Origin of the sequence: Massilia agilis (assembly GCF_024756255.1) — a bacterium.
GTDB classification, from domain to species: Bacteria; Pseudomonadota; Gammaproteobacteria; order Burkholderiales; family Burkholderiaceae_D; genus Telluria; species Telluria agilis.
In genome coordinates this window covers 79,262-103,452 of record NZ_JANUHB010000006.1, presented here as the reverse complement: position 1 = coordinate 103,452, position 24,191 = coordinate 79,262, and the positions used below count along the sequence as shown (strand labels likewise).

Sequence of the window (24,191 nt, the reverse complement as noted above, 5' to 3'; positions counted from 1 at the left end):
TTTCCTAATCAGAGAGCCGCGCCGCGCGCAGCCAACACATTTACCTGTTGAACATCAGGGCGGTCATGATGAAGTCCAGCCCAAGCACCATCAGCGAGGCCACCACGACGGTGCGGGTGGTGGCGCGCGAGACTCCCTCCGGCGTCGGCTGCGCCTCGTAACCCTGGAACAGCGCGGTGAAGGTCACGGCCGCGCCAAACACAACGCTCTTGAGCACCCCGTTCAGCACGTCGTACTGCACGTCGATATTGGCCTGCATCTGCGACCAGAACGCGCCCTCGTCCACGCCGATCAACTGCACGCCGACCACGTAGCCGCCGATCACGCCAATGGCGGAGAACACGGTGGCCAGGATCGGCATGGCGACCAGTCCACCCCAGAAACGGGGCGCCAGCACGCGCTGGATCGGATTGACCGCCATCATTTCCATCGCCGACAGCTGCTCGCCGGCCTTCATCAGGCCGATCTCGGCGGTGAGCGAGGTCCCGGCGCGGCCGGCGAACAGCAGCGCCGTGACCACCGGGCCAAGCTCGCGCAGCAGCGACAGGGCCACCATTTCCCCCAGTTTTTCGGAGGCGCCGAACTGGCTCAGGATGTAGTAACCCTGCAAGGCCAGCACCATGCCGACGAACATGCCGGACACGGCAATGATCAGCAAGGAATAGTTGCCGATGAAATGGATCTGTTCAGAAATCAGGGCCGGACGCCGCAGCGCCCCCGGCATCTTGCCCAGCAGGTTGAAGAACGAGCGGGTGACGAAGCCGATCCGGGCGAACAGGCCCAGCACGAAGTCGCCGATGAAGGCCAGCGTATCGGTGATCATGCCGGGCTCCCAAGGCCAAGGTCCTCGGCCAGCGACTTGCCGGGATAATGGAACGGCACCGGGCCATCGGGGGCAGCGTTCACGAATTGTTTCACGTACGGATCGTCCGAGGCGCGCATTTCGGCCGGCGTGCCCTCGGCGACGATTTTTCCTGACGACATGAAATAAACGTAATCGGCGATCGCGAAGGTTTCGTGCACGTCATGCGAAACCAGGATCGAGGTCGAGCCGAGGGTGTCGTTCAGGTTGCGGATCAGGTTCGCGGTGACGCCCATCGAGATCGGGTCCAGGCCGGCGAACGGCTCGTCGTACATGATCAGCTCGGGGTCGAGCGCGATGGCGCGCGCCAGCGCCACGCGGCGCGCCATGCCGCCCGAGATCTCGCTGGGCTTGAGCTTGTGCGCGTTGCGCAGGCCGACCGCGTGCAGCTTCATCAGCACCAGGTCGCGGATGAGCTCTTCCGGCAGGTCGGTGTGCTCGCGCAGCGGGAACGCCACGTTGTCGAATACGGACAGGTCGGTGAACAGCGCGCCGAACTGGAACAGCATGCCCATCTTGCGGCGCAGGCCGTACAGCTCCTCGGTGTCGAGGTCGCCGACGACCTTGCCGGCCACCTTGATCGTGCCCTGCTGGGCGCGGATCTGGCCACCGATCAGGCGCAGCACCGTGGTCTTGCCGCAGCCCGACCCGCCCATGACGGCAATGAGCTTGCCGCGCGGGAAGTCCATGCGCAGGTTCTGCAGGATGGGGCGCGACCCGTACGCGAAATGCAGGTCGCGGATTTCGACAAGATTGGACACAGTGCTATTGGTTTTTGGGGAATCACGTATTGTAGTGCAGAAACGGCAATCTCTGCTGGCGACACCTCAATCTAGCAGGCGATATCGACGTGATAATACAACATTAATAACCGTCGAGTCAGATATTTCCGCACCGTAAGTAGTTGTTTTTCTTGAGATATGCATATTTCCCAAGCTTCAAAACGGCGAGGGATTTTAACATACATTCGCGAAGGTTAGCTCCTGTTGCGGTGCGTCAATAATGGTGCGTGCGTGCACTATTAAGGGTGGGTACGAGGTTGACAGTTATTTCCATGGGGCAAGAAGCGAGCGGGCTGCGACCGGCTTCTTTGCGTGCACGGCGGCAACCGGCTTGACCGTGCGCTAACCCATGCCTGGCACGATTGACATTCCTTTCTTAAGACCGAATCATGGCTTCATGAGCGACGTGACGCGCGAAGAAGTGGATGCAAAGGTAACGGCCGTGAAAGCCGAGGTATATGCTCGCCTGGCCGACTTCGAAGGAGTCGTCAGGACCGGTTTCGCCGAGCTGCGTGCAGAGATGGCGGTGCTGCGCGCAGAGATGCGTGCCGAGATGCACAAGAATACGGCGGACCTGATCAAGTGGGCCATCGGCCTGGCCATCGCCGTGGTCGGCCTGACGGTTGGCTTGCTGACCTACTTCAGCAAGGCGCCGCAACCCCAGCCGGCGCCGATCATCATTACGATCCCGGGCGGGGCCGGCGTTGCGCCGGCACCCGTCCCACCGAAATAGCCTTAGCGCGGCAATACCGACGAGCCCATCAGGAACTCGTCCACTGCGCGCGCACACTGGCGGCCTTCGCGGATCGCCCACACCACCAGCGACTGGCCGCGGCGCATGTCGCCGGCCGCGAAGATCTTGGGCGACGAGGTTGCGTAGGCGTTCTCGCCGTCCACCGTCGCACGGGCGTTGCCGCGCGCGTCCTTCTGCACGCCGAATGCGTCCAGCACCTGCTGCACCGGCGAAACGAAGCCCATGGCCAGGAACACCAGGTCGGCCTTCATCTCGAATTCCGAGTTCGGCACTTCGGTCATCTTGCCGTCCTTCCACTCGACGTGGCAGGCGATGAGCTTCTCGACCTTGCCGTTCTTGCCCTCGAAGCGCTTGGTCGCGACCGCAAATTCGCGCTCGCAGCCCTCTTCGTGCGAGGACGAGGTACGCAGCTTGGTCGGCCAGTACGGCCACACCAGCGGCTTGTTCTCGTGCTCGGGCGGCATCGGCATCAGCTCGAACTGGGTGATCGAGGCCGCGCCGTGGCGGTTGGAGGTGCCCACACAGTCGGAGCCGGTGTCGCCGCCGCCGATCACGACCACGTGCTTGCCGGTGGCCTTGATCTGGTCCTTGACCTTGTCGCCGGCGTTCACGCGGTTCTGCTGCGGCAGGAAATCCATCGCGAAGTGCACGCCCTTGAGCTCGCGGCCCGGCACCGGCAAGTCGCGCGGCTGCTCGGCGCCGCCGGCCAGGATGATGGCGTCAAACTGGCCTTCCAGGTCTTCCGGGAAGATGGTCTCGCGCGCCATGTTCGACACGGTGGCCGGGAAGTCCTTGCCGATCAGGGTGCTGGTGCGGAAGGTCACGCCTTCGGCTTTCATCTGCTCGACGCGGCGGTCGATCAGGCCCTTCTCCATCTTGAAGTCAGGGATGCCGTAGCGCAGCAGGCCGCCGATGCGGTCGCTCTTCTCGAACACGGTCACGTCGTGGCCGGCGCGTGCCAGCTGTTGTGCGGCAGCCAGGCCCGCGGGGCCGGAGCCGACCACGGCGACCTTCTTGCCAGTCTTTTCGAGCGCCGGCTGCGGCACGATCCAGCCATGCTCCCAGCCGGTGTCGGCGATCTTGCGCTCGATCGACTTGATGCCGACTGCCTCGCTGTTGAAGTTCAGCGTGCAGGCGGCCTCGCACGGGGCCGGGCAGATGCGGCCGGTGACCTCGGGGAAGTTGTTGGTCGAGTGCAGGTTGTCCAGCGCCCCACGGTAGTTGCCGTGATAGACCAGGTCGTTCCAGTCCGGGATCTGGTTGTTGACCGGGCAGCCGGTGTTGCAGAACGGGATGCCGCAATCCATGCAGCGCGCGCCCTGCACCTTGGCCTGCGCATCGGTCAGCGTCAGTACGAACTCCTTGTAGTTCTTGACGCGTTGGGTCGGGTCGAGGTGGCCCTCTTCCTGACGCTGAAATTCCATGAAGCCTGTGATTTTACCCACGTGTTTTGTCCTTTATTCGCACCCTCTGCACGTCGTCCCCGCGAAGGCGGGGACCCATGCTGAGTTTCGTGAAACGCGACCCTGGCAGTACTGCGCCCGGTCTATGGGTCCCCGCCTACGCGGGGACGACGTGCTCACTTTTCGTCTAATGCTTACGCCGCTTCCTGCTCGGCCGCGTCGTTGGCCTCTTCCATGCTGCTGTTGTGCATCTCTTCCAGCGCACGCTTGTATTCGGTCGGGAAGACCTTCACGAACTTGCCGCGGCTGTTGGCCCAGTCGTCCAGCAGGTTGCGCGCGCGCGTGCTGCCGGTGTGCTTGAAGTGACGCTCGATCAGGCGACGCAGGATGACTTCGTCCGGCTCGCGCTCGCCGCCGCGGGTTTGGCTGTGCCAGCCGGCCACGTCTTTCTGCTCCTTCTCGGGCAGCACCGGCACCAGGTCCACCATCGCGGTGTTGCACTTGCCGGCGAACTCGCCTTTCGGGTCGTACACGTAGGCCACGCCGCCCGACATGCCGGCCGCAAAGTTGCGCCCGGTGTCGCCCAGCACCACGACCGTACCGCCGGTCATGTACTCGCAGCCGTGGTCGCCGCAGCCTTCCACCACCGTGGTGGCGCCCGAGTTACGCACCGCGAAGCGCTCGCCGGCCACGCCGTTGAAGAAGGCTTCGCCCGCGATCGCGCCGTACAGCACGGTGTTGCCGACGATGATGTTATCCACCGCCCAGCCGCGGAACTCGGTGTTCGGGCGCACGATGATGCGGCCGCCCGACAGGCCCTTGCCCACGTAGTCGTTGCCTTCGCCGACCAGGTCGATCGTGATGCCGCTCGCCAGGAAGGCCGCAGCCGACTGGCCGGCGGTGCCTTGCAGCTGGATGTGGATCGAGTCGTCCGGCAGGCCGGCGTGACCGTAGCGCTTGGCCACTTCGCCCGACAGCATGGTGCCGACGGTGCGGTTGACGTTGCGCACCGGCGAGATGAACGAGACGCGCTCGCCCTTCTCCAGCGCGGCCTTGGCCTGCGCGATCAGCTTGTGGTCGAGCGCGCGGTCCAGGCCGTGGTCCTGCGCGTCGCTGTGGTAGATCTGGTGACGCGTGTCGGTCTTCGGCTGGAAGAAGATGTTCGAGAAGTCCAGGCCCTGCGCCTTCCAGTGGTTGATCGCCTTCGACTTGTCGAGCAGGTCGGCGCGGCCGATCAGTTCGTCGTAGGAGCGGATGCCCAGCTGCGCCATGAGCTGGCGGGCTTCCTCGGCCACGAAGAAGAAGTAGTTCACCACGTGCTCCGGCTTGCCCGAGAACTTGGCGCGCAGCACCGGGTCCTGCGTGGCCACGCCCACCGGGCAGGTGTTCAGGTGGCACTTGCGCATCATGACGCAGCCTTCCACCACCAGCGGCGCGGTCGCAAAGCCGATTTCGTCCGCGCCCAGCATGGCGGCGATGACGACGTCGCGGCCGGTCTTCATCTGGCCGTCAGCCTGCACGCGGATGCGGCTGCGCAGGCCGTTGAGCACCAGCGTCTGCTGGGTTTCGGCCAGGCCCAGCTCCCACGGCGTGCCGGCGTGCTTGACCGACGACAGCGGCGAAGCGCCGGTGCCGCCGTCATGGCCAGCCACCACCAGGTGGTCGGCCTTGGCCTTGGACACGCCCGCGGCCACGGTGCCGATGCCCACTTCGGACACCAGCTTGACCGAGATCGACGCGGTCGGGTTGGCGTTCTTCAGGTCGTGGATCAGCTGCGCCAGGTCCTCGATCGAGTAGATGTCGTGGTGCGGCGGCGGCGAGATCAGGCCCACGCCCGGCACCGAGAAGCGCAAGGACGCGATGTATTCCGACACCTTGTGGCCCGGCAGCTGGCCGCCTTCGCCCGGCTTGGCGCCCTGCGCCATCTTGATCTGGATCTGGTCGGCCGAGTTCAGGTACTCGGCGGTCACGCCGAAGCGGCCCGATGCGACCTGCTTGATCTTCGAGCGCAGCGAATCGCCTTCCAGCAGCGGGATGTCGGCGACCACGCGGTCCTTGCCGAGCACCGAGGCGAGGGTCTCGCCCTTGCTGATCTTGATGCCCTTGAACTCGTTCACGTAGCGCAGCGGGTCCTCGCCGCCTTCGCCGGTGTTGCTCTTGCCGCCGATGCGGTTCATCGCGACGGCCAGCGTGGCGTGCGCCTCGGTGGAAATCGAGCCGAGCGACATGGCGCCGGTGGCGAAGCGCTTGACGATCTCCTTGGCCGGTTCCACTTCGTCCAGCGGAATCGCCTTGGCCGGATCGATCTTGAATTCGAACAGGCCGCGCAGGGTCAGGTGGCGGCGGCTCTGGTCGTTGATGATCTGGGCGTATTCCTTGTAGGTGTTGAAGTTGTTGGCGCGCGTGGAGTGCTGCAGCTTGGCGATCGCATCCGGCGTCCAGACGTGGTCTTCGCCGCGCACGCGGTAGGCGTATTCGCCGCCCACGTCCAGCGCATTGGCCAGCAGCGGGTCCTTGCCGAAGGCCAGGCCGTGCAGGCGCAGCGCTTCCTCGGCCACGTCGAACAGGCCGATGCCTTCCACGCCCGAGGCGGTGCCGCGGAAGTACTTGTTCACCAGTTCCTTGTTCAGGCCCACGGCTTCGAAGATCTGCGCGCCGCAGTACGACATGTAGGTCGAGATGCCCATCTTGGACATCACCTTCATCAGGCCCTTGCCGATGGCCTTGGTGTAGTTGGCGATCGCCTTCTCGGCCGACATCTCGTGCGGCAGGTGGGCAGCCAGTTCGGCCAGCGTCTCGAGCGCGAGGTAAGGGTGCACGGCTTCGGCGCCGTAGCCGGCCAGCAGGGCGAAGTGGTGGGTCTCGCGTGCCGAGCCGGTTTCGACGACCAGGCCGGTCGAGGCGCGCACACCGCGCGCCACCAGGTGCTGGTGGATGGTCGAGGTGGCCAGCAGGGCGGGAATCGCGACCTGGCCGGCATCGACCTTGCGGTCCGAGACGATCAGGATGTTGTGGCCCGACTTGACCGCGTCCACGGCCTCGGCGCACAGCGAGGCGAGCGAGGCTTCGATGCCTTCCTTGCCCCACGAAACCGGGTAGCAGATGTTCAGTTCGTAGGACTTGAACTTGCCGCCGGTGTGCGAGCTGATGTTACGCAGGCGCGCCATGTCCTCGAAGCCAAGGATCGGCTGCGACACTTCCAGGCGCATCGGCGGGTTGACGTTGTTGGTGTCCAGCAGGTTGGGCTTGGGGCCGATGAAGGACACCAGCGACATCACCATCGCTTCGCGGATCGGGTCGATCGGCGGGTTGGTCACCTGCGCGAACAGCTGCTTGAAGTAGTTGTACAGGGGCTTGAGCTTGTTGGACATGACCGCCAGCGGCGAGTCGTTGCCCATCGAGCCCGTGGCTTCCTCTGCCAGCAGGGCCATCGGCGCCATCAGGAACTTCAGGTCTTCCTGGGTGTAGCCGAAGGCCTGCTGGCGGTCGAGCAGCGATGCGGCGGCCTTCTCGCCCTGGGCCTGGGCGGCGGCGTGGCTGCCTGCCAGCTTGATGTCGCCCAGCTTGATGCGCACCGACTTGATCCATGCCTTGTACGGCTTGGCGTTGGCGTAGGTGTCCTTGAGCTCCTTGTCGTCGATGATGCGGCCGGCTTCCAGGTCGATCAGGAACATCTTGCCCGGCTGCAGGCGCCATTTCTTGACGATCTTCGATTCGGGAATCGGCAGCACGCCGGACTCGGACGCCATCACGACGAGGTCGTCCTCGGTGACAACGTAGCGCGCCGGGCGCAGGCCGTTGCGGTCGAGGGTGCCGCCGATGTGGCGGCCATCGGTGAAGGCCATGGCGGCCGGGCCGTCCCACGGTTCCATCATCGCGGCGTGGTATTCGTAGAAGGCGCGGCGGTTGTCGTCCATCAGCGAGTGGTTTTCCCAGGCTTCCGGGATCATCATCATCATCGCTTGGGCAATCGGGTAGCCGGACATGACCAGCAGTTCGAGCGCGTTGTCGAAGCAGGCGGTGTCGGACTGGCCTTCGTAAATCAGCGGGAACAGCTTGGGCAGGTCGTCGCCCAGCACGGCCGACTTGAGCATGCCTTCGCGGGCGCGGGTCCAGTTGAAGTTGCCCTTGACGGTGTTGATCTCGCCGTTGTGCGCGATCAGGCGGTACGGGTGGGCCAGCGGCCACTCCGGGAAGGTGTTGGTGGAGAAGCGTTGGTGCACCAGGGCCAGGGCCGAGATGCAGCGCGAGTCCTGCAGGTCCTTGAAGTACACGCCCACTTGGTCGGCCAGCAGCAGGCCCTTGTACACGATGGTGCGCGCCGACATCGACGGCACGAAGAATTCCTTGCCGTGGATGAGCTTGAGCGCCTGGATCGCGTGGCCGGACGATTTGCGGATCACGTACAGTTTGCGCTCGAGCGCGTCGGTGACCATGATGTCCGGGCCGCGGCCGATGAAGATCTGGCGGATCACCGGCTCCTTGGCCTTGACGGTCGGCGACATCGGCATGGTCTCGTCGACCGGTACGTCGCGCCAGCCGAGCACCACCTGGCCTTCGATGCGCACGGCGCGCTCGATTTCCTGCTCACAGGCGATGCGCGAGGCGTGTTCCTTCGGCAGGAACACCATGCCCACGCCATATTCGCCCGGCGGGGGCAGTTCGATGCCCTGCTTGGCCATCTCGTCGCGGAAGTACTGGTCCGGGATCTGGATCAGGATGCCGGCACCGTCGCCCATCAGCGGGTCTGCGCCGACGGCGCCCCGGTGGTCGAGGTTCTTCAGGATCATCAGGCCTTGCTCGATGATCGAATGGCTCTTGTTGCCCTTGATATGGGCGACGAAACCGACGCCACACGCGTCGTGTTCATTGACTGGATCGTACAAACCTTGGGCAATCATGAGGCTTCTCCAACAGCTTTTTTGGGGGTTGAAGGCCGAGAATAGTGCAACGCAACAGAAAGTTCAACGAGAATAATTAGGGTCGGAGTCGAATTATTGGAGTACTTTTCCACTCACTGGATAATTGGGGACATGGTGAAGCAGCGCGAATTATTGTTGGACCCGCCCAGCCTGCGGACGCGATGTAGGGTGGGCAGGTCTCCTGCCCACGCGTTCAACTTACGGAAGATTGGATGCGACGCAGGCCAGGGCCACCCTACGCCACTCAAGCCGCCGGCGGCGCCTGTTTGAAGGGCCGGCCGCGCTTGGCCGGCAGGATGCGTCGGCTGGTCTTGCGCTCCAGCTCGGCCTTGAAGGTGTCGGTGGCCAGCGGCCAGCCCTTGCGCACCGCCTCGTCGATCTGCCTGAGCTCCTGCTCCGGGAGCCCTTGCTGCACCAGTTCGATGTAGGCAGCCTCGCGCTGGAACGGGGTATTGCCCAGCGACCAGTAGAGCGAGTGATCGCTCACTACCGGGTCCGGCCGCAGCCCCGCGTGGTGGCGATAGCTCGACCAGGGGTATTCGGCCGGGTCGGCTGCCAGCTGGGCGCGCACGGGATTGAGTTCGATGTAGCGGCAGCAGGCGAGGAAATACTTGTCGGCTTCGACCAGCGAGGTGCGGAACCTCCCCTGGAACAGGCTGCCGCTCCTGTTGTATTTTTGATTAAACCAGGGCACGTACAGGCGGCCGATCTTTTGCATCATCAGCGCCAGGCCCGTGCCGTCGCTCGGCGTGGCCAGCAGGTGGAAGTGATTGGGCATCAGCACATAGGCGTGCACGGCCACGTTGTAGAACCGGGCCGATTCCTTGAGCCAGCCAACGAGGCGCTCGTAGTCTTCAGGCTCACGGAAGATGAGCTGGTTGTCGTTGCCGCGGTGGATGACGTGGTGCGGCTGGTTGGGCAGGATGAGGCGGGACTGGCGGGCCATGGCGTCGGTGCAGGATCGGATTGCAGGGCATTGTACCCCACAATGGCCACCCTGTCCCCATTTCCGTCCAGCCGTTCAATATTTTCAGGCGACTGTGTCCCCAATAATCACCGGAGACGGCACGGATGCGCCAGCACCCTGTCCCCGATTGCGGGTCAGGACAAGGTAAAGCCGGCCGAGAGGCTGTAGCCCTCGCCATAGGCGCTGCGCAGCGGCAGGTCCTGGCCCAGGCCGCTGCGGGCCTTCTTGCGCAGGCGGTAGACCAGCATGTCGACGCGGCGGCTGGCCTCGGGGTCGTCCCCGCCCATGCCGGCCACGATGACCTGGCGCGGGACCGGCCGGGTGTTAATGGTCAGCAGGTGCAGGAAATTGCATTCTTTCTCGGTCAGGTCGATCACCCTGCCCATCAGCTCGAGCTGGCGGGCACTCACGCGCAGCACCCATTTGCTGGGCGCCGGCGCCGGCTCCTGCGGGCGCACGCGGCGGTCCAGCGCCTCGATGTGGGCGGCCAGTTCGGGGAATTTGATCGGCTTGGTCAGGTAGTGGTCGGCACCCAGCCGCAGGCCGAGGATGCGGTTATCGAAGGCAACCCGCCCGGTCAGGACCAGCAGGCCGATTTCCGGGTAGAGCTGGCGCATGCGCGGGATCACATTGAAGCCGTCCTCGTCAGGCAGGCCGAGGTCGAGTACCACGACCGCGGTCGGCGTGCGGGTCAGCGCGGCCCACATTTCGCTCGCAGTGGTCGCGACGTTCACTTCGTGGTCGAGCTCCCTCAGGAACTCGGCCATGTCGCCGGCGTAATCGCCGTTGTCTTCAACAATCAGGATTTGCGTCATGGAGATTGGCCATTGTTGTCATTGTGGTATGGGCGCCAATTGGGGCGTCCACCCCGGCCTGGGTTTAACGATTATCACGGTTGGGCTCCTGCGAATCAACAACTTTCCCGCGTTCAACCGGTGTTGGCAACCAGATTTTGAACATTGCGCCACCAAACGGGCTTTCGACGAGCTCGATCGTGCCTCCATGCACCTCCAGCACCGAACGCGCCATGTAAAGACCGAGTCCGTTGCCCGGTATGCCAGCTGCATTACTGCCGCGAAAACCCTTGTCAAATATGCGTGCTGCATCGCCCGCGGGAACGCCCGCGCCCTGGTCCGCGACCGCCAGCTCGGTGCCGTTGGCGACGGCCTGCCCGAACAAGGCGACCTCGCTGCCGGCCGGCGAAAACGCGAGCGCGTTGTCCACCAATACCTTGACGGCCAGCCGCAATCCCTGCGGGTCGCCGCGCAGTGTGGCCGGCAAGGCGTCGGCCTGGATGCGCACCGGCCGCCCGGCAGAGCGCAGCAGCTGGGCCGCCTCATCGAGCAACTGGCGCGGCGCGATCCCGGCCGGGGGCTTGCTGCGACCGAGCGCGGCCATCCGGTCGGGCGACAGGTATTCATCCAGCATGCCGATCAGCCGGTCCACCGCGGCGCCGATCTTGCGATAGCGCTGGCGCGTGGCCTCGTCGGCGTTGCCGCTGGTGGCTTCCAGTCGCTGGATGGCGCCGTCGATGGTCGAGAGCGGGGTGCGGAACTCGTGGTTGAGCATGCTGGCGAAGCGCTTTTGCTCCGCCGCAAGCGCGCGCCTGGGCGACTGGTCGCGGATCATGCCGGCCAGTGCCAGCGGCGCGCCGTCGGCATCAAGGATCAGTGTAGAGATGACTTCGACGGGCACCGCCTGCCCTGAGGCCGCTGGCACCTCCCATTCGCGCACCAGGCGCAGGCGCGAGGTGTCGCCGGCGGCGTAGCGCGCCAGCCGCTGCGGCAATCCGGCACACAGCGCGCGCAGCGGGCCATCCTGGGTGGGGCAAGCGAGCTGTTGCTTGAGGGCGGCTGGGGAATGGCCGAGCAGTTGTTCGACCGAAGGACTGATGTAGCGCAGATCACCCGACGGGCAATTGACGATGAAGGCGATGTCGCCGGCAATCTCGGCAATGGCGCGGAAAGCATCGGCCGCGCCCGGCGTCTTCAGCGCCGCGGGGCCTGAACCGTTGCTGCACGCGCTGCGATCCATGGACTGGCCTTTTCAAAAGTGACACTAGCGCCAGTCAGTATATCGTCCAGGCTGCGCCTGTGTATAGACAAGCGCAGCGGTGCGGCAACAGGAGCGGGCAACGGTGCAGGCCGCACCGTTGCCGCGCTTTACGACGAGGCGTCCTCGAGCGGCGCGAAGATCGCCTGCAGGTCTTCCTGCGTGAGCGCCATCTTCTGCGATTCGCCTTCGGCCAGGATCGATTGGGCCAGCTCGGACTTCTTCTGTTGCAGCTGCTGGATCTTTTCTTCCAGCGTGCCCTTGGCGATCAGCTTGTAGACGAACACCGGCTTGTCCTGGCCGATGCGCCAGGCGCGGTCGGTGGCCTGGTTCTCGGCCGCCGGGTTCCACCACGGGTCGTAGTGGATCACGGTGTCGGCCGCGGTCAGGTTCAGGCCCACCCCGCCCGCCTTCAGGCTGATCAGGAAGATCGGCACCGCGCCCTGCTGGAACGCAGCGACCTGGGCCGAGCGGTCGCGTGTCTCGCCGGTGAGGATGGCGTAGGGAATGTTGCGCGCGTCCAGCTCCTCCTCGATCAGCCCCAGCATGCTGGTGAACTGCGAGAACACGAGGATCTTGCGGCCTTCCTCGAGCAGGTCGTCCACCATTTGCATCAGGTCGGCCAGCTTGGCCGAGACCGGCTGCTTTTTGGACGGCAATGCCTTGACCAGGCGCGGGTCGCAGCAGACCTGGCGCAACTTGAGCAGCGCTTCCAGGATGACGATCTGGCTGCGCGCCACGCCCTTGCGGTCGATTTCCTCGCGCACTTTCTTGTCCATGGCCAGGCGCACCGTTTCGTACAGGTCGCGCTGGGCGCCGGTGAGCTCGACCTTGCGCACCATCTCGGTCTTCTCGGGCAGCTCCTTGGCCACGTTGTCCTTGGTCCGGCGCAACAGGAACGGACGGATGCGGCGATTGAGCAAACCGCGGCGCACCGGGTCGTCCTGGCGCTCGATCGGGTGGCGGAACTGGGCGTTGAAGGTCTTTTCGTCACCGAGCAGGCCCGGCAGCAGGAAATGGAACTGCGACCACAGTTCGCCCAGGTGGTTTTCCAGCGGCGTGCCGGTCAGGCACAGGCGGTGGCGGGCGTTGAGCATGCCGGCCGTCTGCGCCGCCTTGGAGCGCGTGTTCTTGATGTAGTGCGATTCGTCCAGGATCACCAGGTGGTAGTGGTGCTCGCGCAGCTTTTCCTCGTCGCGCGGCAACAGTGCGTAGGTGGTCAGCACCAGGTCGGCCTGGTCGATCTGGTCGAACAGCTCCATGCGCTCCTTGCCCTGCAGCAGCAGCACCTTGAGGTCGGGCGCAAAGCGGCTGGCTTCCTCGACCCAGTTGGTCATCAGGCTGGTCGGCGCGATCACCAGCGCCGGGCTGGTCAGGCGGCCGGCTTCCTTTTCTGCCAGGATGTGGGCCAGCGTCTGCACCGTCTTGCCCAGGCCCATGTCGTCGGCGAGGATGCCGCCCAGGTCGTATTCGCGCAGGAACTGCATCCACGACAAGCCGTCCAGCTGGTAGTCGCGCAGGGTGGCGCGCAGGCCGGCTGGGGCCGCCACTTTCTTGACGGAGCCGAAGCTGGCCAGCTTGCGGCCGGTCTCGCGCAGTTGCTCGCCACCGGACCAGCGCAGCGCAACGCCGCGCGCCAAGTCGTCCAGCCGCGCCGCGTCCAGCGTGGACAGGCGGACCTTGTCCTTGAGCTTTTCGTTGAAATACAGCTCGCCCAGCGTCGCCAGGATGGGCTTGACGCGGCCCCACGGCAGCGCCACGCGCACGCCGTCCGGCAGGGTGGCCAGCATCTGGTCGTCCTCGGCGTGGGCGGCCAGCACCTCGGGGTTGAAGTCGGTCGGCGCGCTGCGGATCAGCTGCACCAGCACCGGCAGCAGCGGCACCGGCTTGCCGTTGACCGAGATGCCCAGTTCCAGCTCGAACCAGGCCTTGCCCGCTTCCTCGGGCTCATCGATGCGGGCGTACCAGTCGTCCACCGGCACCACGTCGTAGCGGTACTTGGCGGACTTCTGCAAGTGCCAGCCGGCGTCGATCAGGCCGTCCAGGTCGCTTTCGGCAAAGCGCAGCCAGTGCGCCTGGCTGTCCAGCTGCAGCGCGCCCACCACGCCGCTGAGCGGTGCGGTGGCCGGCTTGCGGAAGCCCAGCTTGTGCAGCAGCGCCAGCGCGTCGGCCTCGGCGGCATCGTCGCGGTCGATGACTTCGGTGATGTCGCCCACCTGGCGCACCACGCGCTGGGCCGGGTCGAACGAGATTTGCTGGCCGTCGTAGTCGTAGGACAGCACGGCGTAGTCGTGCCAGCGCTGGCCGTTAACGTCAGGCAGTTGCACCGAATCGAGCAAGAGGTGCGGCACCGGCTTGACGTCGTTGCGCACGCGCTGCGACAGCGGCTGCGGCAGCGGCATCAGCTGCTGCAGGCCGTGCGCCAGCAGCAGCTGCGAGACGCGCTTCTTGTCGTTGCCGGTGAGCACAGGCGCCTGCGCGACCAGCGCCTGCAGCTCGGCCAGCGAGATGTCCACCCCGCCGCGGTTGAGCTCGAGCGGGCCGCAGGACAGGTTGTCCACATACCACGGCGGGTCGGTCGGCAGCATGTAGTCGATCTGGTCGGCGCCCGGGTGGTTCACGCCCTTGGCCGGCTCCACCGACCAGCCGAGCTTGGCGGCGCGGCCTTCGTCGCGCCAGGCCAGGTTGGCGCGACGCACCGGGCCGGCCTGCAGCGGGTACACCAGGCCGTTGGCCATGTCCTGCCACGAGTTGGCCCAGAGTAGTTTCTCTTGTTCAAGCAGCATCTGCAGCAGGATCGCACCGACCTTGCCCTTGGGTTCGGTGGCGCTGGTGCCCTGCGACGCGCCGCTGCGCATGGCGATGAAAAAGCGCACCAGGTCAACGTCGTCGCCCTCCAGGTAGGCGGGCGGCGCCGACAGCAGCGAGAACACTTCGCTGACCGGGGCGGCCGAGGCCACCTCGCCATTCGGGCGCAGCTTGGCCTTGCACAGGCAGATGGCAACGTGGCGGCCGCCGGACGTCGGGGCCATCACGTATACGAATTTAAATTGGACAGCCTTCGGGTCCGTCGCTTCGGCGGTCAGCCGGGGGCGCGGGTGCGCCGCCGCCTCGACCCGTTGCAGCCAGCTCGTCACCGGGGCGGGCAGGGCCGTCGTGCGCGCGGGGGCGCGCGCCGAAGGAGCTGCTTCGCTGGTGCCGTCGCGTTGGAAATCAACAGTGTGCATGGGTCCCTTGAGCCTGTATCAAAAAACACAACAAACGCTATTATCCTTCATACGGCCACTTCTGTTTTGTTCGGAATCGCACCTTCCCAAGAAATCTTTTCAACACGAAATTGCACTGAAGCAGAGCAAACCCGCGGGCGGCCCGGGCTGTTCCTGCGCTTCGACACCCCGCTGATCAGCCGGTTCGGCCAAAATGCAGTTCCCGCAACGGCGTGATGCAGCGCAAAATCCGGTCGCGGCGACGTTCTAAGGTGGCCGGACACCGGGTCCGGGCCGAATGCCGTGAACGATACCGTCACCTCTTCCGCCGCCATCGACCAATTGCTGGGGATCGTCGAGCAGGTCGCGCGCGAGAACCATCCGGGGCAAGCCTATGCCGTCACCGGGCACAGCTCGTTCGAGCGCGAACTGGGGCTGGACAGCCTGGCGCGGGTCGAGCTGGTCCAGCGCGTGGGGCGCGCGTTTGCGGTCGAGCTGCCGCCGCAGGCGCTGGCCGAAGCCGACACGCCGCTGGAACTGCTGCGCTTCTTGTCGCCGCGCCGCTACGAGGACTTGCGCACGGCGGCGCTGCCAACGCAAGGCGGCGCCGCGGTCCCCGCCCAGGCCGAAACGCTGCTGGAGGTGCTGGACTGGCACGCCAGCCGCGCGCCGGACCGGGTGCACATTCTGCTGCGCGACGAGCACGGGCGCGAAGTGCCGATCACCCATGGCGAGCTGTTCGCCGCGGCGCGCGAGGTGGCCGCCGGCCTGCTGGCGCACGGGCTGCGCCCGCGCCAGACAGTGGCGCTGATGCTGCCGACCGGCCGCGACTACCTGTCCTGCTTCTTCGGCGTGATGCTCGCGGGCGGCATTCCGGTGCCGATCTATCCGCCGGCGCGGCTGGCCAACATCGAAGACCACCTCAAGCGACACGCCGGTATCCTGGCCAACGCACAGGCGGCACTCATCATCACCGTGGAGGCGGGCAAGCCGGTGGCGGTGATGCTGCAGGCGGCGGTGCCCTCGCTCGGCGCCATCGTCACCCCGGCCGAGCTGCACGGTTCGGAGCACCTGCCGGCGCAGCGGCCGGGCAGCGGCGACATCGCGTTCCTGCAGTACACCTCGGGCAGCACCGGCGCGCCAAAGGGCGTCACGCTCACGCACGCCAACCTGCTGGCCAATATTCGTGCGCTGGTGCAGGCCGCACGCGCCGGCCCCGGCGACCGCTTCGTCTCGTGGCTGCCGCTCTACCACGACATGGGGCTGATCGGCGCCTGGTTCGGGTCGCTGTACGCGGGCATTCCGCTGGTGCTGATGTCGCCGCTGGCCTTCCTGGCGCGGCCGGCGCTGTGGCTGGAGACGATCTCGCGCCATCGCGGCACGATCTCGGCGGCGCCGAATTTCGCCTACGAGCTGTGCGCGCGCCACGTTGGCGACGAGACGCTGCGCCAGCTCGACCTGTCGTGCTGGCGCCTGGCGTTGAACGGCGCCGAGCCGGTGAGCCCGGCCACACTGGCAGCGTTTGCCGAACGCTTTGCGCGCTGCGGCCTGCGGCGCGAAGCGCTGGCTCCGGTGTACGGGCTGGCCGAGTCGTCGGTGGGGCTGGCGTTTCCGCCACCGGGGCGCGGCCCGCGCATCGACACCATCTTGCGCGAACCCTTCGTGCGCGAACGACGCGCGGTGCCGGCGCCGCGCGGCGCGAGCGACACCATCGCGCTGGTGGGTTGCGGCATGGCGCTGCCGGGGCACGAGATACGCGTGGTGGACGACACCGGCGCCGAGCTGCCGGAACGCGAGGTGGGCCGGCTCGAGTTTCGCGGGCCTTCGTCCACCAGCGGCTACTACCGCAACCTTGATGCCACGCGGCTGCTCAAGCACGGCGACTGGCTCGACACCGGCGACCACGCCTACATTGCGGATGGCGAGGTGTTCCCGGCCGGGCGCGTCAAGGACCTGATCAAGCGCGGCGGGCGCAACCTGTACCCCTACGACCTGGAGCAGGCGATCGGCGAGATAGCGGGCATCCGCAAGGGCTGCGTCGCCGTATTCGGCAGCCCGGACCCGGCCACCGGCAGCGAGCGGCTGGTGGTGGTGGCCGAGACGCGCGCCACGTCCGAGCTCGATCGCGCGCGCCTGCGCCGGCAGCTGAACGAGAAGGCGGTGGACGTGATCGGCATGCCGCCGGACGACATCGTGCTGGCGCCGCCGCACTCGGTGCTCAAGACATCGAGCGGCAAGATCCGGCGATTTGCCAGCCGCGAGGCTTACGAGCAGGGCACGCTCGCCCGGCCGGAGCAGCGGCCGTGGCTGCACGGCGCCCAGCTGGCAGCAAAGGCGCTGCTGGCACGGGCACAGGTGACGGGCAGGCGCGCGCTGGCCTGGCTGTATGCCGGCTACGCCTGGTTCGTGTTTGCGCTCGTGCTGCTCGCGTTCGGCGCGCCGGTGATCGCCTTGCAGCGCCCAGCGCCCGGCAGGCGCATGGTGCGCGCCGGCGCGCGGCTGGCCATGCGGCTGCTTGGCGCGGTCCCGCAGGCGCAGGGCCTCGCGCGCCTGCCACCCGAGCCGCATATTTTGCTGGTCAACCATTCCAGCTACCTCGATGCGATCGTGCTGGCCGCGGTGCTGCCGGCCACGCCCGGCTACGCCTTCACCGCCAAGCGCGAATTCGCGCGCCAGTGGTGGATGAAACGGCTCGTCACCGGGGTCGGCGGCGTGTTCGTCGAGCGCACCGACGCGCGGCGTGGCGCCGAGGATGTGGGCGCGCTCGTGGCCGCACTGCGACGCGGCGAGCGCCTGGTGGTTTTCCCGGAGGGGACATTCACCCGCGAGTCCGGCATCCTCGCATTCCATTCCGGCGCGTTCATGGCGGCAGCGCAGGCGCGCGCGCCCGTCGTGGTGGCTGCCCTGTCCGGCACGCGCGAAGCGCTGCGCGCCGGCAGCTGGCGGCCGCGCCATGCGCGCATCGCGCTGGAAGTCGGGCCCATGCTGCGCCCGTCCGGCGCCGGCTGGGCCGACGCCGTGCAGCTGCGCGAGGCGGCGCGGCAGTCGCTCGCGTCGCTGCGCGGCGAGCCCCTGGCCTGAGGATTTGCACACGCCGCCGGTACTGTCAAGACTGGCACTACGGCGCTGTTTGCGTATCATTGGCCGCTTGACTGACACCGTTTGGAACCAATGCTGCCATCCATCGAACAACGCCTTGCCCTTGAACTGTCCGCCAAGCCGGCCCAGGTTGCCGCTGCCGTCGCCCTGCTCGACGAAGGCGCGACCGTGCCGTTCATCGCCCGCTACCGCAAGGAAGCCACCGGCGGCCTGGACGACACCCAGCTGCGCCTGCTGGAAGAGCGCCTGCGCTACCTGCGCGAGCTGGAAGAGCGGCGCGCGGCGATCATCGCCTCGATCACCGAACAGGGCAAGATGACGCCGGAACTGCTCGACGCCGTCACCCACGCCGAAGACAAGACCCGCCTGGAAGACCTGTACCTGCCGTACAAGCAGAAGCGCCGCACCAAGGCCCAGATCGCGGTGGAAGCGGGCCTGGCGCCGCTGGCCGAGGACCTGCTGGCCGACCCGACCCGCAATCCCGAAGAGGAAGCCGCCAAGTACCTGCGCGAGGCCTTCACCAATGCCGACGGCGTTGCCAACCCCGGCGTGCCGGACACCAAAGCGGCCCTGGACGGCGCGCGCCAGATCCTGATGGAGCGCTTCGCCGAAGACGCCACGCTGCTGCAGTCGCTGCGCGAGTACGTGCAGGAGCATGGCGTGGTCGAGTCCAAGGTCATCGAAGGCAAGCAGGACGAAGGCGAGAAGTTCGCCGACTACTTCGACTACTCGGAGCCGCTGTCCACCGTGCCCTCGCACCGCGCGCTGGCGCTCATGCGCGGCCGGCGCGAGGGTGTGCTCGACGTGACGCTGCGCCTGGATTCCGAGCCCGAAAAACCGAAGTGGGACGCGCCGCACAACCCGTGCGAAAACCGCATCGCCGCGCAGTTCGGCATCAAGGGCATGGGCCGCCCGGCCGACAAATGGCTGCTCGACACCGCGCGCTGGACCTGGCGCGTGAAGAGCTTCATGCACCTGGAGACCGAACTGATGGGCGCCTTGCGCGAGCGCGCCGAGCTCGAGGCGATCCAGGTGTTCGCGCGCAACCTCAAGGACCTGCTGCTGGCCGCGCCGGCCGGCCCACGCGCGACGATGGGCCTGGACCCGGGCCTGCGCACCGGCGTGAAGGTGGCCGTGGTGGACGCGACCGGCAAGGTGGTGGACACCTCGACCATCTACCCGCACCAGCCGCGCAACGACTGGGAAGGCGCCCTGCACGTGCTCGGCCAGCTGGCGGAAAAGCACAAGGTCTCGCTGATCTCGATCGGCAACGGCACCGCCTCGCGCGAAACGGACAAGCTGGCGCAGGAGCTGATCAAGCGCCGCCCCGAGCTCAAGCTCACCAAGATCGTCGTGTCCGAGGCCGGCGCGTCGGTGTACTCGGCGTCGGAATTTGCCTCGCGCGAGCTGCCCGAACTGGACGTGTCGCTGCGCGGCGCGGTCTCGATCGCGCGCCGCCTGCAGGACCCGCTGGCCGAACTGGTGAAGATCGATCCCAAGTCGATCGGCGTGGGCCAGTACCAGCACGACGTGTCGCAGACCCAGCTGGCGCGCTCGCTCGACGCGGTGGTGGAAGACTGCGTGAACGCGGTGGGCGTGGACGTGAACACCGCCTCGGCGCCGCTGCTGGCGCGCGTGTCCGGCCTGTCGTCGTCGGTGGCGCAGAGCATCGTGTCGTACCGCGACATGAAGGGCGCGTTCACCTCGCGCGCGGCCTTGAAGAGCGTGCCGCGGCTGGGCGACAAGACCTTCGAGCAGGCGGCCGGCTTCCTGCGCATCATGAACGGCGAGAACCCGCTCGACGCGTCCGCGGTGCACCCGGAGTCGTACCCGGTGGTCGAGAAGATCCTCGCTGACATCAAGCGCGACATCAAGGGCGTGATCGGGGACGGCAAGCTGCTCAAGTCGCTCAACGCGTCCAAGTACGCGGACGAGAAGTTCGGCGTGCCGACCGTGACCGACATTTTGAAGGAGCTGGAAAAGCCGGGCCGCGACCCGCGCCCCGAATTCACCACCGCCACTTTCAAGGAAGGGGTGGAAGAGATCTCGGACCTGAAGCCCGACATGATCCTGGAAGGCGTGGTGACCAACGTGGCCGCGTTCGGCGCGTTCGTGGACATCGGCGTGCACCAGGACGGGCTGGTGCACATCTCGGCGCTGTCCAACAGCTACGTGAAGGACCCGCACACGGTGGTGAAGGCGGGGCAGGTGGTCAAGGTCAAGGTGCTGGAAGTGGACGTGAAGCGCAAGCGCATTGCGCTCACCATGCGCCTGACCGACAGCGCGCCGCAGCCGGGCTCGCGCCCGGAGCAGCGGGGCGACCGCAACGACGGCAAGCGGCTGGCACAACACCAGCGCCAGCAGGAGCGCGCGGCCCCTGCGGCTGGCGGGGCGATGGCCGCCGCGTTTGCAAAGCTGAAGAAGTAAGCCGATTGCGCCAGCCGCCGCCGGCTGGCCTTCAGCTGTCGCGGAACAGCTGTACCAGCCAGTCGGCGAACACGCGCACGCGCGCCGACAGCTGGCGCTGGCGCGGATACAGCACCGACACCGGGATCGGGGGCGGCGGCATATCGGCCAGCACGGGGCGCAACAGGCCCGTGGCCAACTGGTCGGCAATGCGGTAGCGCGGTACCTGGACCAGGCCAAGGCCGGCGATCGCCGCGGCCGTATAGGCTTCCGTGCCTGTGACGGACACCACACCCGGCGGCGTGGCAAGCTCGATGCCAGACCCGGTCACGAATTCGAGCGGATAGGGCCGGCCGGTGGCGGTGGAGACGTAGTGGACCGCCCGATGCCGGGCCAGGTCGGCGAGCGTGGTGGGCGTTCCGTGCCGGTCCAGGTAGGCCCCACTGGCGACGGTCAGTTGTTCCAGCTTGGCCGCGCGCCGCGCCACCATCGACGAGTCCTGCAACTGGCCGACGCGCAGCACACAATCGACGCCTTCGCGCACCAGGTCGACCAGGCGGTCGTCCTCGCCCACGTGCAGCTGGAGGCGTGGATAGCGTGCCAGGAACGCCGGCAGGGCGGGAAACACGAAGTGGCGCGCCAGCGTGGGCTGCAGGTTCACGCGCAGCAGCCCGGCGGGTTCCGTTCCGCGGAACGCGCCCTCGGCTTCATCCAGGTCGGCCAGCAGGCGCACGCACCGCTCGTAATATGCGGCTCCGTCCTGCGTGGGCGCGACGGCGCGCGTGGTGCGGTCGAGCAGGCGGGTGCCGAGCCGGCTCTCGAGGCGCTTGATGGCGTTGGTGGCGGTAGCGCGCGGAATCATGAGCTCTTCGGCCGCCTGCGTGAAGCTGCGGCGCGCGACGATGCGCACGAAAATCTGCATCTCGTGAAACCGGTCCATCTGCGTCATCGCCACCCCCTGCCCGGCATTATACGGCCGGGTGGCGCCGCCCCACGGCCGTGCCTCCGGATAGCTCAGACGGCCCCGCCGTTCGCGCGCAGCACCTGCCCGTTGACCCAGCCGCCGTCCGGGCCGGCGAGGAAGGCGACCACGCCGGCGATGTCCTGCGGCTGGCCGAGGCGTTCCAGCGGCGCCATCCTGGCAAACTGCTCGATCTGTTCCTCCGACTTCCCGCTCAGGAACAGCTCGGTCGCGACCGGGCCCGGCGCCACTGCATTGCAGGTGATGCCGCGGCCACGCAGTTCTTTGGCGAACACGCGCGTCATGGCTTCGACCGCTGCCTTGGTGCCGACGTACACGCCGTAGGTGGGCGGCGCGGCGTGCAGCACGCTGGTCGAAAAATTGATGATGCGCCCTGCATCGTTCAGGCGGGTTGCCGACTCGCGCATCGTGTTGAACGTGCCCTGCACGTTGATCGCGAAGGTGCGGGCAAACACCTCGTCGCTGGTGGCCGCGATGCTCACGTAGGGCAGCACGCCGGCATTGTTGACCAGGACATCGATCCGGCCCAGTTCGGCTTCGACCAGGTCGAACATGCGCTTGACGTCCTGGGGGTTGGCCACGTCCGCCTGCACGGCAAGCGCGCGGCCGCCGGCCTGCCGGATCGCCTCCACGACCGCTTCGGCCTCAGTCGCGTTGCTGGCGTAGTTGACCCCTATCGCATAGCCGTCCGCGGCCAGGCGGCGCGCGACGGCCGCGCCGATCCCGCGCGATGCGCCGGTCACCAGGGCGATGCGGCTTGGCTGGGTATTGTGTTCGGTATTCATGTTGACCTCCTCGGGTTGACGATGAGGCCATGATGATTGATATCGGCAGAAAGATAATCTCTTCCATACTGACTTCAAAATTCCACTTCCAATAACAATCAAGCGGCACCGTAGCCACGCTGCCTGTGTGGGCTTCCCGCCACTAGCCAACCGGGGCGGCGGTTTTCTTATAAAATGACGCCATTCAAATACATTTTTTACCCGAAGGCAGATCACACCATGAGCGACGTTCAAACCTGGATTAAAGAAACCGTGACCACCACGCCGGTCGTGCTGTTCATGAAGGGCACCGCCCAGTTCCCGCAGTGCGGGTTTTCCGGCCGCGCAATCCAGATCCTGAAGGCCTGCGGCGTCGAGAACATCGCCACCGTCAACGTGCTGGAAGACGCGGAAGTGCGCCAGGGCATCAAGGAATTCTCGAACTGGCCGACCATCCCGCAGCTGTACGTCAACGGCGAATTCATCGGCGGCTCGGACATCATGAACGAGATGTACGAATCGGGCGAGCTGCAAGCTCTGCTCAATGGCGGCAAGTAAGGACAAGCCGCGGCGGCTGGTCGTCGCCATCACCGGCGCCACCGGCGCCATCTACGGCGTGCGGCTGCTGCAGCAGCTGGGCGCCACACCGGGCATCGAGACCCATCTGGTGGTCTCGGATGCCGCCTCCCTCACCCTGCACCAGGAAGCCGGCATGCAGCGCCGCGACGTGGAAGCGCTGGCGCACGTGGTGCATCGCAACCGTGACGTGGGCGCCTCGATTGCCAGCGGCTCGTTCCAGACCGACGGCATGGTGATCGCCCCCTGCTCCATGAAGACGCTGGCGTCGGTGGCCCATGCCTTGTCCGACAACCTGATCGCGCGCGCGGCCGACGTGACGCTCAAGGAGCGCCGCCGGCTGGTGCTGATGGTCAGGGAAACGCCGTTCAATCTCGCGCACCTGCGCAATATGACGGCCGTGACGGAGATGGGCGGGATCGTGTTCCCGCCGCTGCCGAACTTCTACCACAAGCCGGCGAGCATCGACGAGATGGTGGACCACACGGTCGCACGCGTGATCGACCTGTTCGGGATCGAGCACGCGCTGGCGCCGCGCTGGGCAGGCATGAAGGACGTCAGCGGGAACTGAGCCCGGCCGCCGCCTCGACAGCAAGATTCCCGCTGGCAGCGGGAGGCAGGACTAGCGCTTGTCGGAAAGCACGTCGCCGATCGCGCGCTTCAGATCGCGCGCTTCCTCCAGCATGCGCCGCTGCTCGATCCGTTTTCGCATCACTTCGGCATGGCGCGCCGCCGACATCGGCGGTGCAGTCATCAGGTCCTTGAGCTGGGCGGTGTTGCTGTAGTTACTTTTCATCATGCGGCTGCCCTCGATGCTGTTCAGTTACAAGGTGGCGTACTGCCGTTGCCGCGTAGATTATGAGGCACTCTGCCCGTTTTGTGCTGCCTTAATGAAATAAATTTTCAATAAAGGCAAGGCACAAGCACTACTTCTGGTGGTTCATCCGCACCAGCATCCGGATGAACTCGCGGGCCAGCTGGCGGTGGTGCTCGTCCAGGCGCTGCAGGTCGGCGATCAGCTTGACGTCGGCCGACTCGAAACGCGCGCTGGCGTTGCCGCCATCACCGTTGGCAGCGCCGGCGTCGCCGCCGAAACGCAGCCAGTCGGCCGGCACGCCCAGCCACTGGGCGATCATGCGCAGTTTTTCCTGGGTCGGGATGGCCTCGCCGACCAGCCACTTGCGCGCGGCGTGCACGGTGATCGGTCGGCCTTCGAAACGAATGTTAAATTCGCGGGCGAGGCGGGTGGGACTGTCGGGGGAGTAGTGGGCGTTTTTCAGGGCCTGCTGCAGGCGTTCGCTGAAGCCTTCCCGTTCGTTTGTTGAATTCATGAGTGCACTATTTCACGCCGGGACCTGAAAGTCAGTCTCTCCATGGAAGAGACTAACTGCATCCTCGACGCGGTCTTCAAGTAAC

Annotated in this window: 17 protein-coding genes; 5 read left to right on the top strand and 12 right to left on the bottom strand. The window is 66.4% G+C overall.

What is annotated here, in order from left to right; all coding sequences use genetic code 11:
* Positions 1–40: 40 nt before the first annotated feature.
* Both mlaE and NX774_RS20635 read right to left on the bottom strand, forming a co-directional pair.
* Complete coding sequence (gene mlaE / locus NX774_RS20640) at positions 41–823, bottom strand: lipid asymmetry maintenance ABC transporter permease subunit MlaE (protein WP_258824167.1); 783 nt, start codon at positions 821–823, stop codon at positions 41–43.
* Complete coding sequence (locus NX774_RS20635) at positions 820–1,623, bottom strand: ABC transporter ATP-binding protein (RefSeq protein ID WP_258824166.1); 804 nt, start codon at positions 1,621–1,623, stop codon at positions 820–822. Before NX774_RS20635 ends, mlaE begins: the two co-directional genes overlap by 4 nt.
* A 418-nt stretch (positions 1,624–2,041) precedes the next feature.
* Here NX774_RS20635 and NX774_RS20630 point away from each other — a divergent pair, with 418 nt between their 5' ends.
* Positions 2,042–2,377 carry a hypothetical protein gene (locus NX774_RS20630; protein WP_258824165.1) on the top strand — a complete coding sequence of 112 codons (336 nt, stop codon included), beginning with the start codon at positions 2,042–2,044 and terminating at the stop codon, positions 2,375–2,377.
* A 2-nt stretch (positions 2,378–2,379) separates the two neighbouring features.
* Here NX774_RS20630 and NX774_RS20625 read toward each other — a convergent pair whose 3' ends face one another.
* The 6 genes from NX774_RS20625 to NX774_RS20600 form a co-directional block, all read right to left on the bottom strand.
* The gene (locus NX774_RS20625) at positions 2,380–3,843 is read right to left on the bottom strand and encodes a glutamate synthase subunit beta (RefSeq protein WP_258824164.1); all 1,464 of its coding nucleotides are present in this window, start codon (positions 3,841–3,843) and stop codon (positions 2,380–2,382) included.
* A 152-nt stretch (positions 3,844–3,995) separates the two neighbouring features.
* Complete coding sequence (locus NX774_RS20620) at positions 3,996–8,702, bottom strand: glutamate synthase-related protein (RefSeq protein ID WP_258824163.1); 4,707 nt, start codon at positions 8,700–8,702, stop codon at positions 3,996–3,998.
* Positions 8,703–8,967: 265 nt separating this feature from the next.
* On the bottom strand, positions 8,968–9,669 hold the full coding sequence (locus tag NX774_RS20615) for a transposase (protein ID WP_258824162.1): 702 nt from the start codon (positions 9,667–9,669) through the stop codon (positions 8,968–8,970).
* Between the two features lie 155 nt (positions 9,670–9,824).
* The gene (locus tag NX774_RS20610) at positions 9,825–10,505 is read right to left on the bottom strand and encodes a response regulator transcription factor (RefSeq protein ID WP_258824161.1); all 681 of its coding nucleotides are present in this window, start codon (positions 10,503–10,505) and stop codon (positions 9,825–9,827) included.
* A 64-nt stretch (positions 10,506–10,569) separates the two neighbouring features.
* Positions 10,570–11,724 (bottom strand): sensor histidine kinase, encoded by a 1,155-nt coding sequence (locus NX774_RS20605; RefSeq protein WP_258824160.1) that lies wholly within the window; start codon positions 11,722–11,724, stop codon positions 10,570–10,572.
* A gap of 128 nt (positions 11,725–11,852) precedes the next feature.
* Positions 11,853–14,969, bottom strand: a complete 3,117-nt coding sequence (locus NX774_RS20600; protein WP_258824159.1) for a DEAD/DEAH box helicase — start codon at positions 14,967–14,969, stop codon at positions 11,853–11,855.
* A 282-nt stretch (positions 14,970–15,251) separates the two neighbouring features.
* Here NX774_RS20600 and NX774_RS20595 point away from each other — a divergent pair, with 282 nt between their 5' ends.
* Both NX774_RS20595 and NX774_RS20590 read left to right on the top strand, forming a co-directional pair.
* Positions 15,252–18,029, top strand: coding sequence for an AMP-binding protein (locus NX774_RS20595; protein WP_258824158.1), 2,778 nt, complete (start codon positions 15,252–15,254; stop codon positions 18,027–18,029).
* Positions 18,030–18,119: 90 nt separating this feature from the next.
* Positions 18,120–20,474 carry a Tex family protein gene (locus NX774_RS20590; protein ID WP_258824157.1) on the top strand — a complete coding sequence of 785 codons (2,355 nt, stop codon included), beginning with the start codon at positions 18,120–18,122 and terminating at the stop codon, positions 20,472–20,474.
* Between the two features lie 31 nt (positions 20,475–20,505).
* On the opposite strand, the gene NX774_RS20585 is transcribed toward NX774_RS20590, so the two are convergent.
* Positions 20,506–21,393, bottom strand: a complete 888-nt coding sequence (locus NX774_RS20585) for a LysR family transcriptional regulator (protein ID WP_258824331.1) — start codon at positions 21,391–21,393, stop codon at positions 20,506–20,508.
* Positions 21,394–21,467: 74 nt separating this feature from the next.
* Positions 21,468–22,220: an SDR family oxidoreductase gene (locus NX774_RS20580; protein ID WP_258824156.1), complete on the bottom strand. Its 753-nt coding sequence runs from the start codon at positions 22,218–22,220 to the stop codon at positions 21,468–21,470.
* A 219-nt stretch (positions 22,221–22,439) separates the two neighbouring features.
* Here NX774_RS20580 and grxD point away from each other — a divergent pair, with 219 nt between their 5' ends.
* Positions 22,440–22,757, top strand: coding sequence for a Grx4 family monothiol glutaredoxin (grxD, locus tag NX774_RS20575; protein WP_258824155.1), 318 nt, complete (start codon positions 22,440–22,442; stop codon positions 22,755–22,757).
* Positions 22,744–23,346, top strand: a complete 603-nt coding sequence (locus tag NX774_RS20570; RefSeq protein ID WP_258824154.1) for a UbiX family flavin prenyltransferase — start codon at positions 22,744–22,746, stop codon at positions 23,344–23,346. Before grxD ends, NX774_RS20570 begins: the two co-directional genes overlap by 14 nt.
* Positions 23,347–23,397: 51 nt before the next feature.
* On the opposite strand, the gene NX774_RS20565 is transcribed toward NX774_RS20570, so the two are convergent.
* Positions 23,398–23,574, bottom strand: coding sequence for a hypothetical protein (locus tag NX774_RS20565; RefSeq protein WP_258824338.1), 177 nt, complete (start codon positions 23,572–23,574; stop codon positions 23,398–23,400).
* Between the two features lie 127 nt (positions 23,575–23,701).
* Positions 23,702–24,106: a hypothetical protein gene (locus NX774_RS20560; RefSeq protein ID WP_258824153.1), complete on the bottom strand. Its 405-nt coding sequence runs from the start codon at positions 24,104–24,106 to the stop codon at positions 23,702–23,704.
* Between the last annotated feature and the right edge of the window lie 85 nt (positions 24,107–24,191).

Bases quoted from the DNA above. Each gene is read 5' to 3' on its own strand.
- mlaE (WP_258824167.1), bottom strand. From the start codon at position 823: ATGATCACCGATACGCTGGCCTTCATCGGCGACTTCGTGCTGGGCCTG.
- NX774_RS20630 (WP_258824165.1), top strand. From the start codon at position 2,042: ATGAGCGACGTGACGCGCGAAGAAGTGGATGCAAAGGTAACGGCCGTG.
- NX774_RS20620 (WP_258824163.1), bottom strand. From the start codon at position 8,702: ATGATTGCCCAAGGTTTGTACGATCCAGTCAATGAACACGACGCGTGT.
- NX774_RS20615 (WP_258824162.1), bottom strand. From the start codon at position 9,669: ATGGCCCGCCAGTCCCGCCTCATCCTGCCCAACCAGCCGCACCACGTC.
- NX774_RS20610 (WP_258824161.1), bottom strand. From the start codon at position 10,505: ATGACGCAAATCCTGATTGTTGAAGACAACGGCGATTACGCCGGCGAC.
- NX774_RS20605 (WP_258824160.1), bottom strand. From the start codon at position 11,724: ATGGATCGCAGCGCGTGCAGCAACGGTTCAGGCCCCGCGGCGCTGAAG.
- NX774_RS20600 (WP_258824159.1), bottom strand. From the start codon at position 14,969: ATGCACACTGTTGATTTCCAACGCGACGGCACCAGCGAAGCAGCTCCT.
- NX774_RS20590 (WP_258824157.1), top strand. From the start codon at position 18,120: ATGCTGCCATCCATCGAACAACGCCTTGCCCTTGAACTGTCCGCCAAG.
- NX774_RS20585 (WP_258824331.1), bottom strand. From the start codon at position 21,393: ATGGACCGGTTTCACGAGATGCAGATTTTCGTGCGCATCGTCGCGCGC.
- NX774_RS20580 (WP_258824156.1), bottom strand. From the start codon at position 22,220: ATGAATACCGAACACAATACCCAGCCAAGCCGCATCGCCCTGGTGACC.
- grxD (WP_258824155.1), top strand. From the start codon at position 22,440: ATGAGCGACGTTCAAACCTGGATTAAAGAAACCGTGACCACCACGCCG.
- NX774_RS20570 (WP_258824154.1), top strand. From the start codon at position 22,744: ATGGCGGCAAGTAAGGACAAGCCGCGGCGGCTGGTCGTCGCCATCACC.
- NX774_RS20565 (WP_258824338.1), bottom strand. From the start codon at position 23,574: ATGATGAAAAGTAACTACAGCAACACCGCCCAGCTCAAGGACCTGATG.
- NX774_RS20560 (WP_258824153.1), bottom strand. From the start codon at position 24,106: ATGAATTCAACAAACGAACGGGAAGGCTTCAGCGAACGCCTGCAGCAG.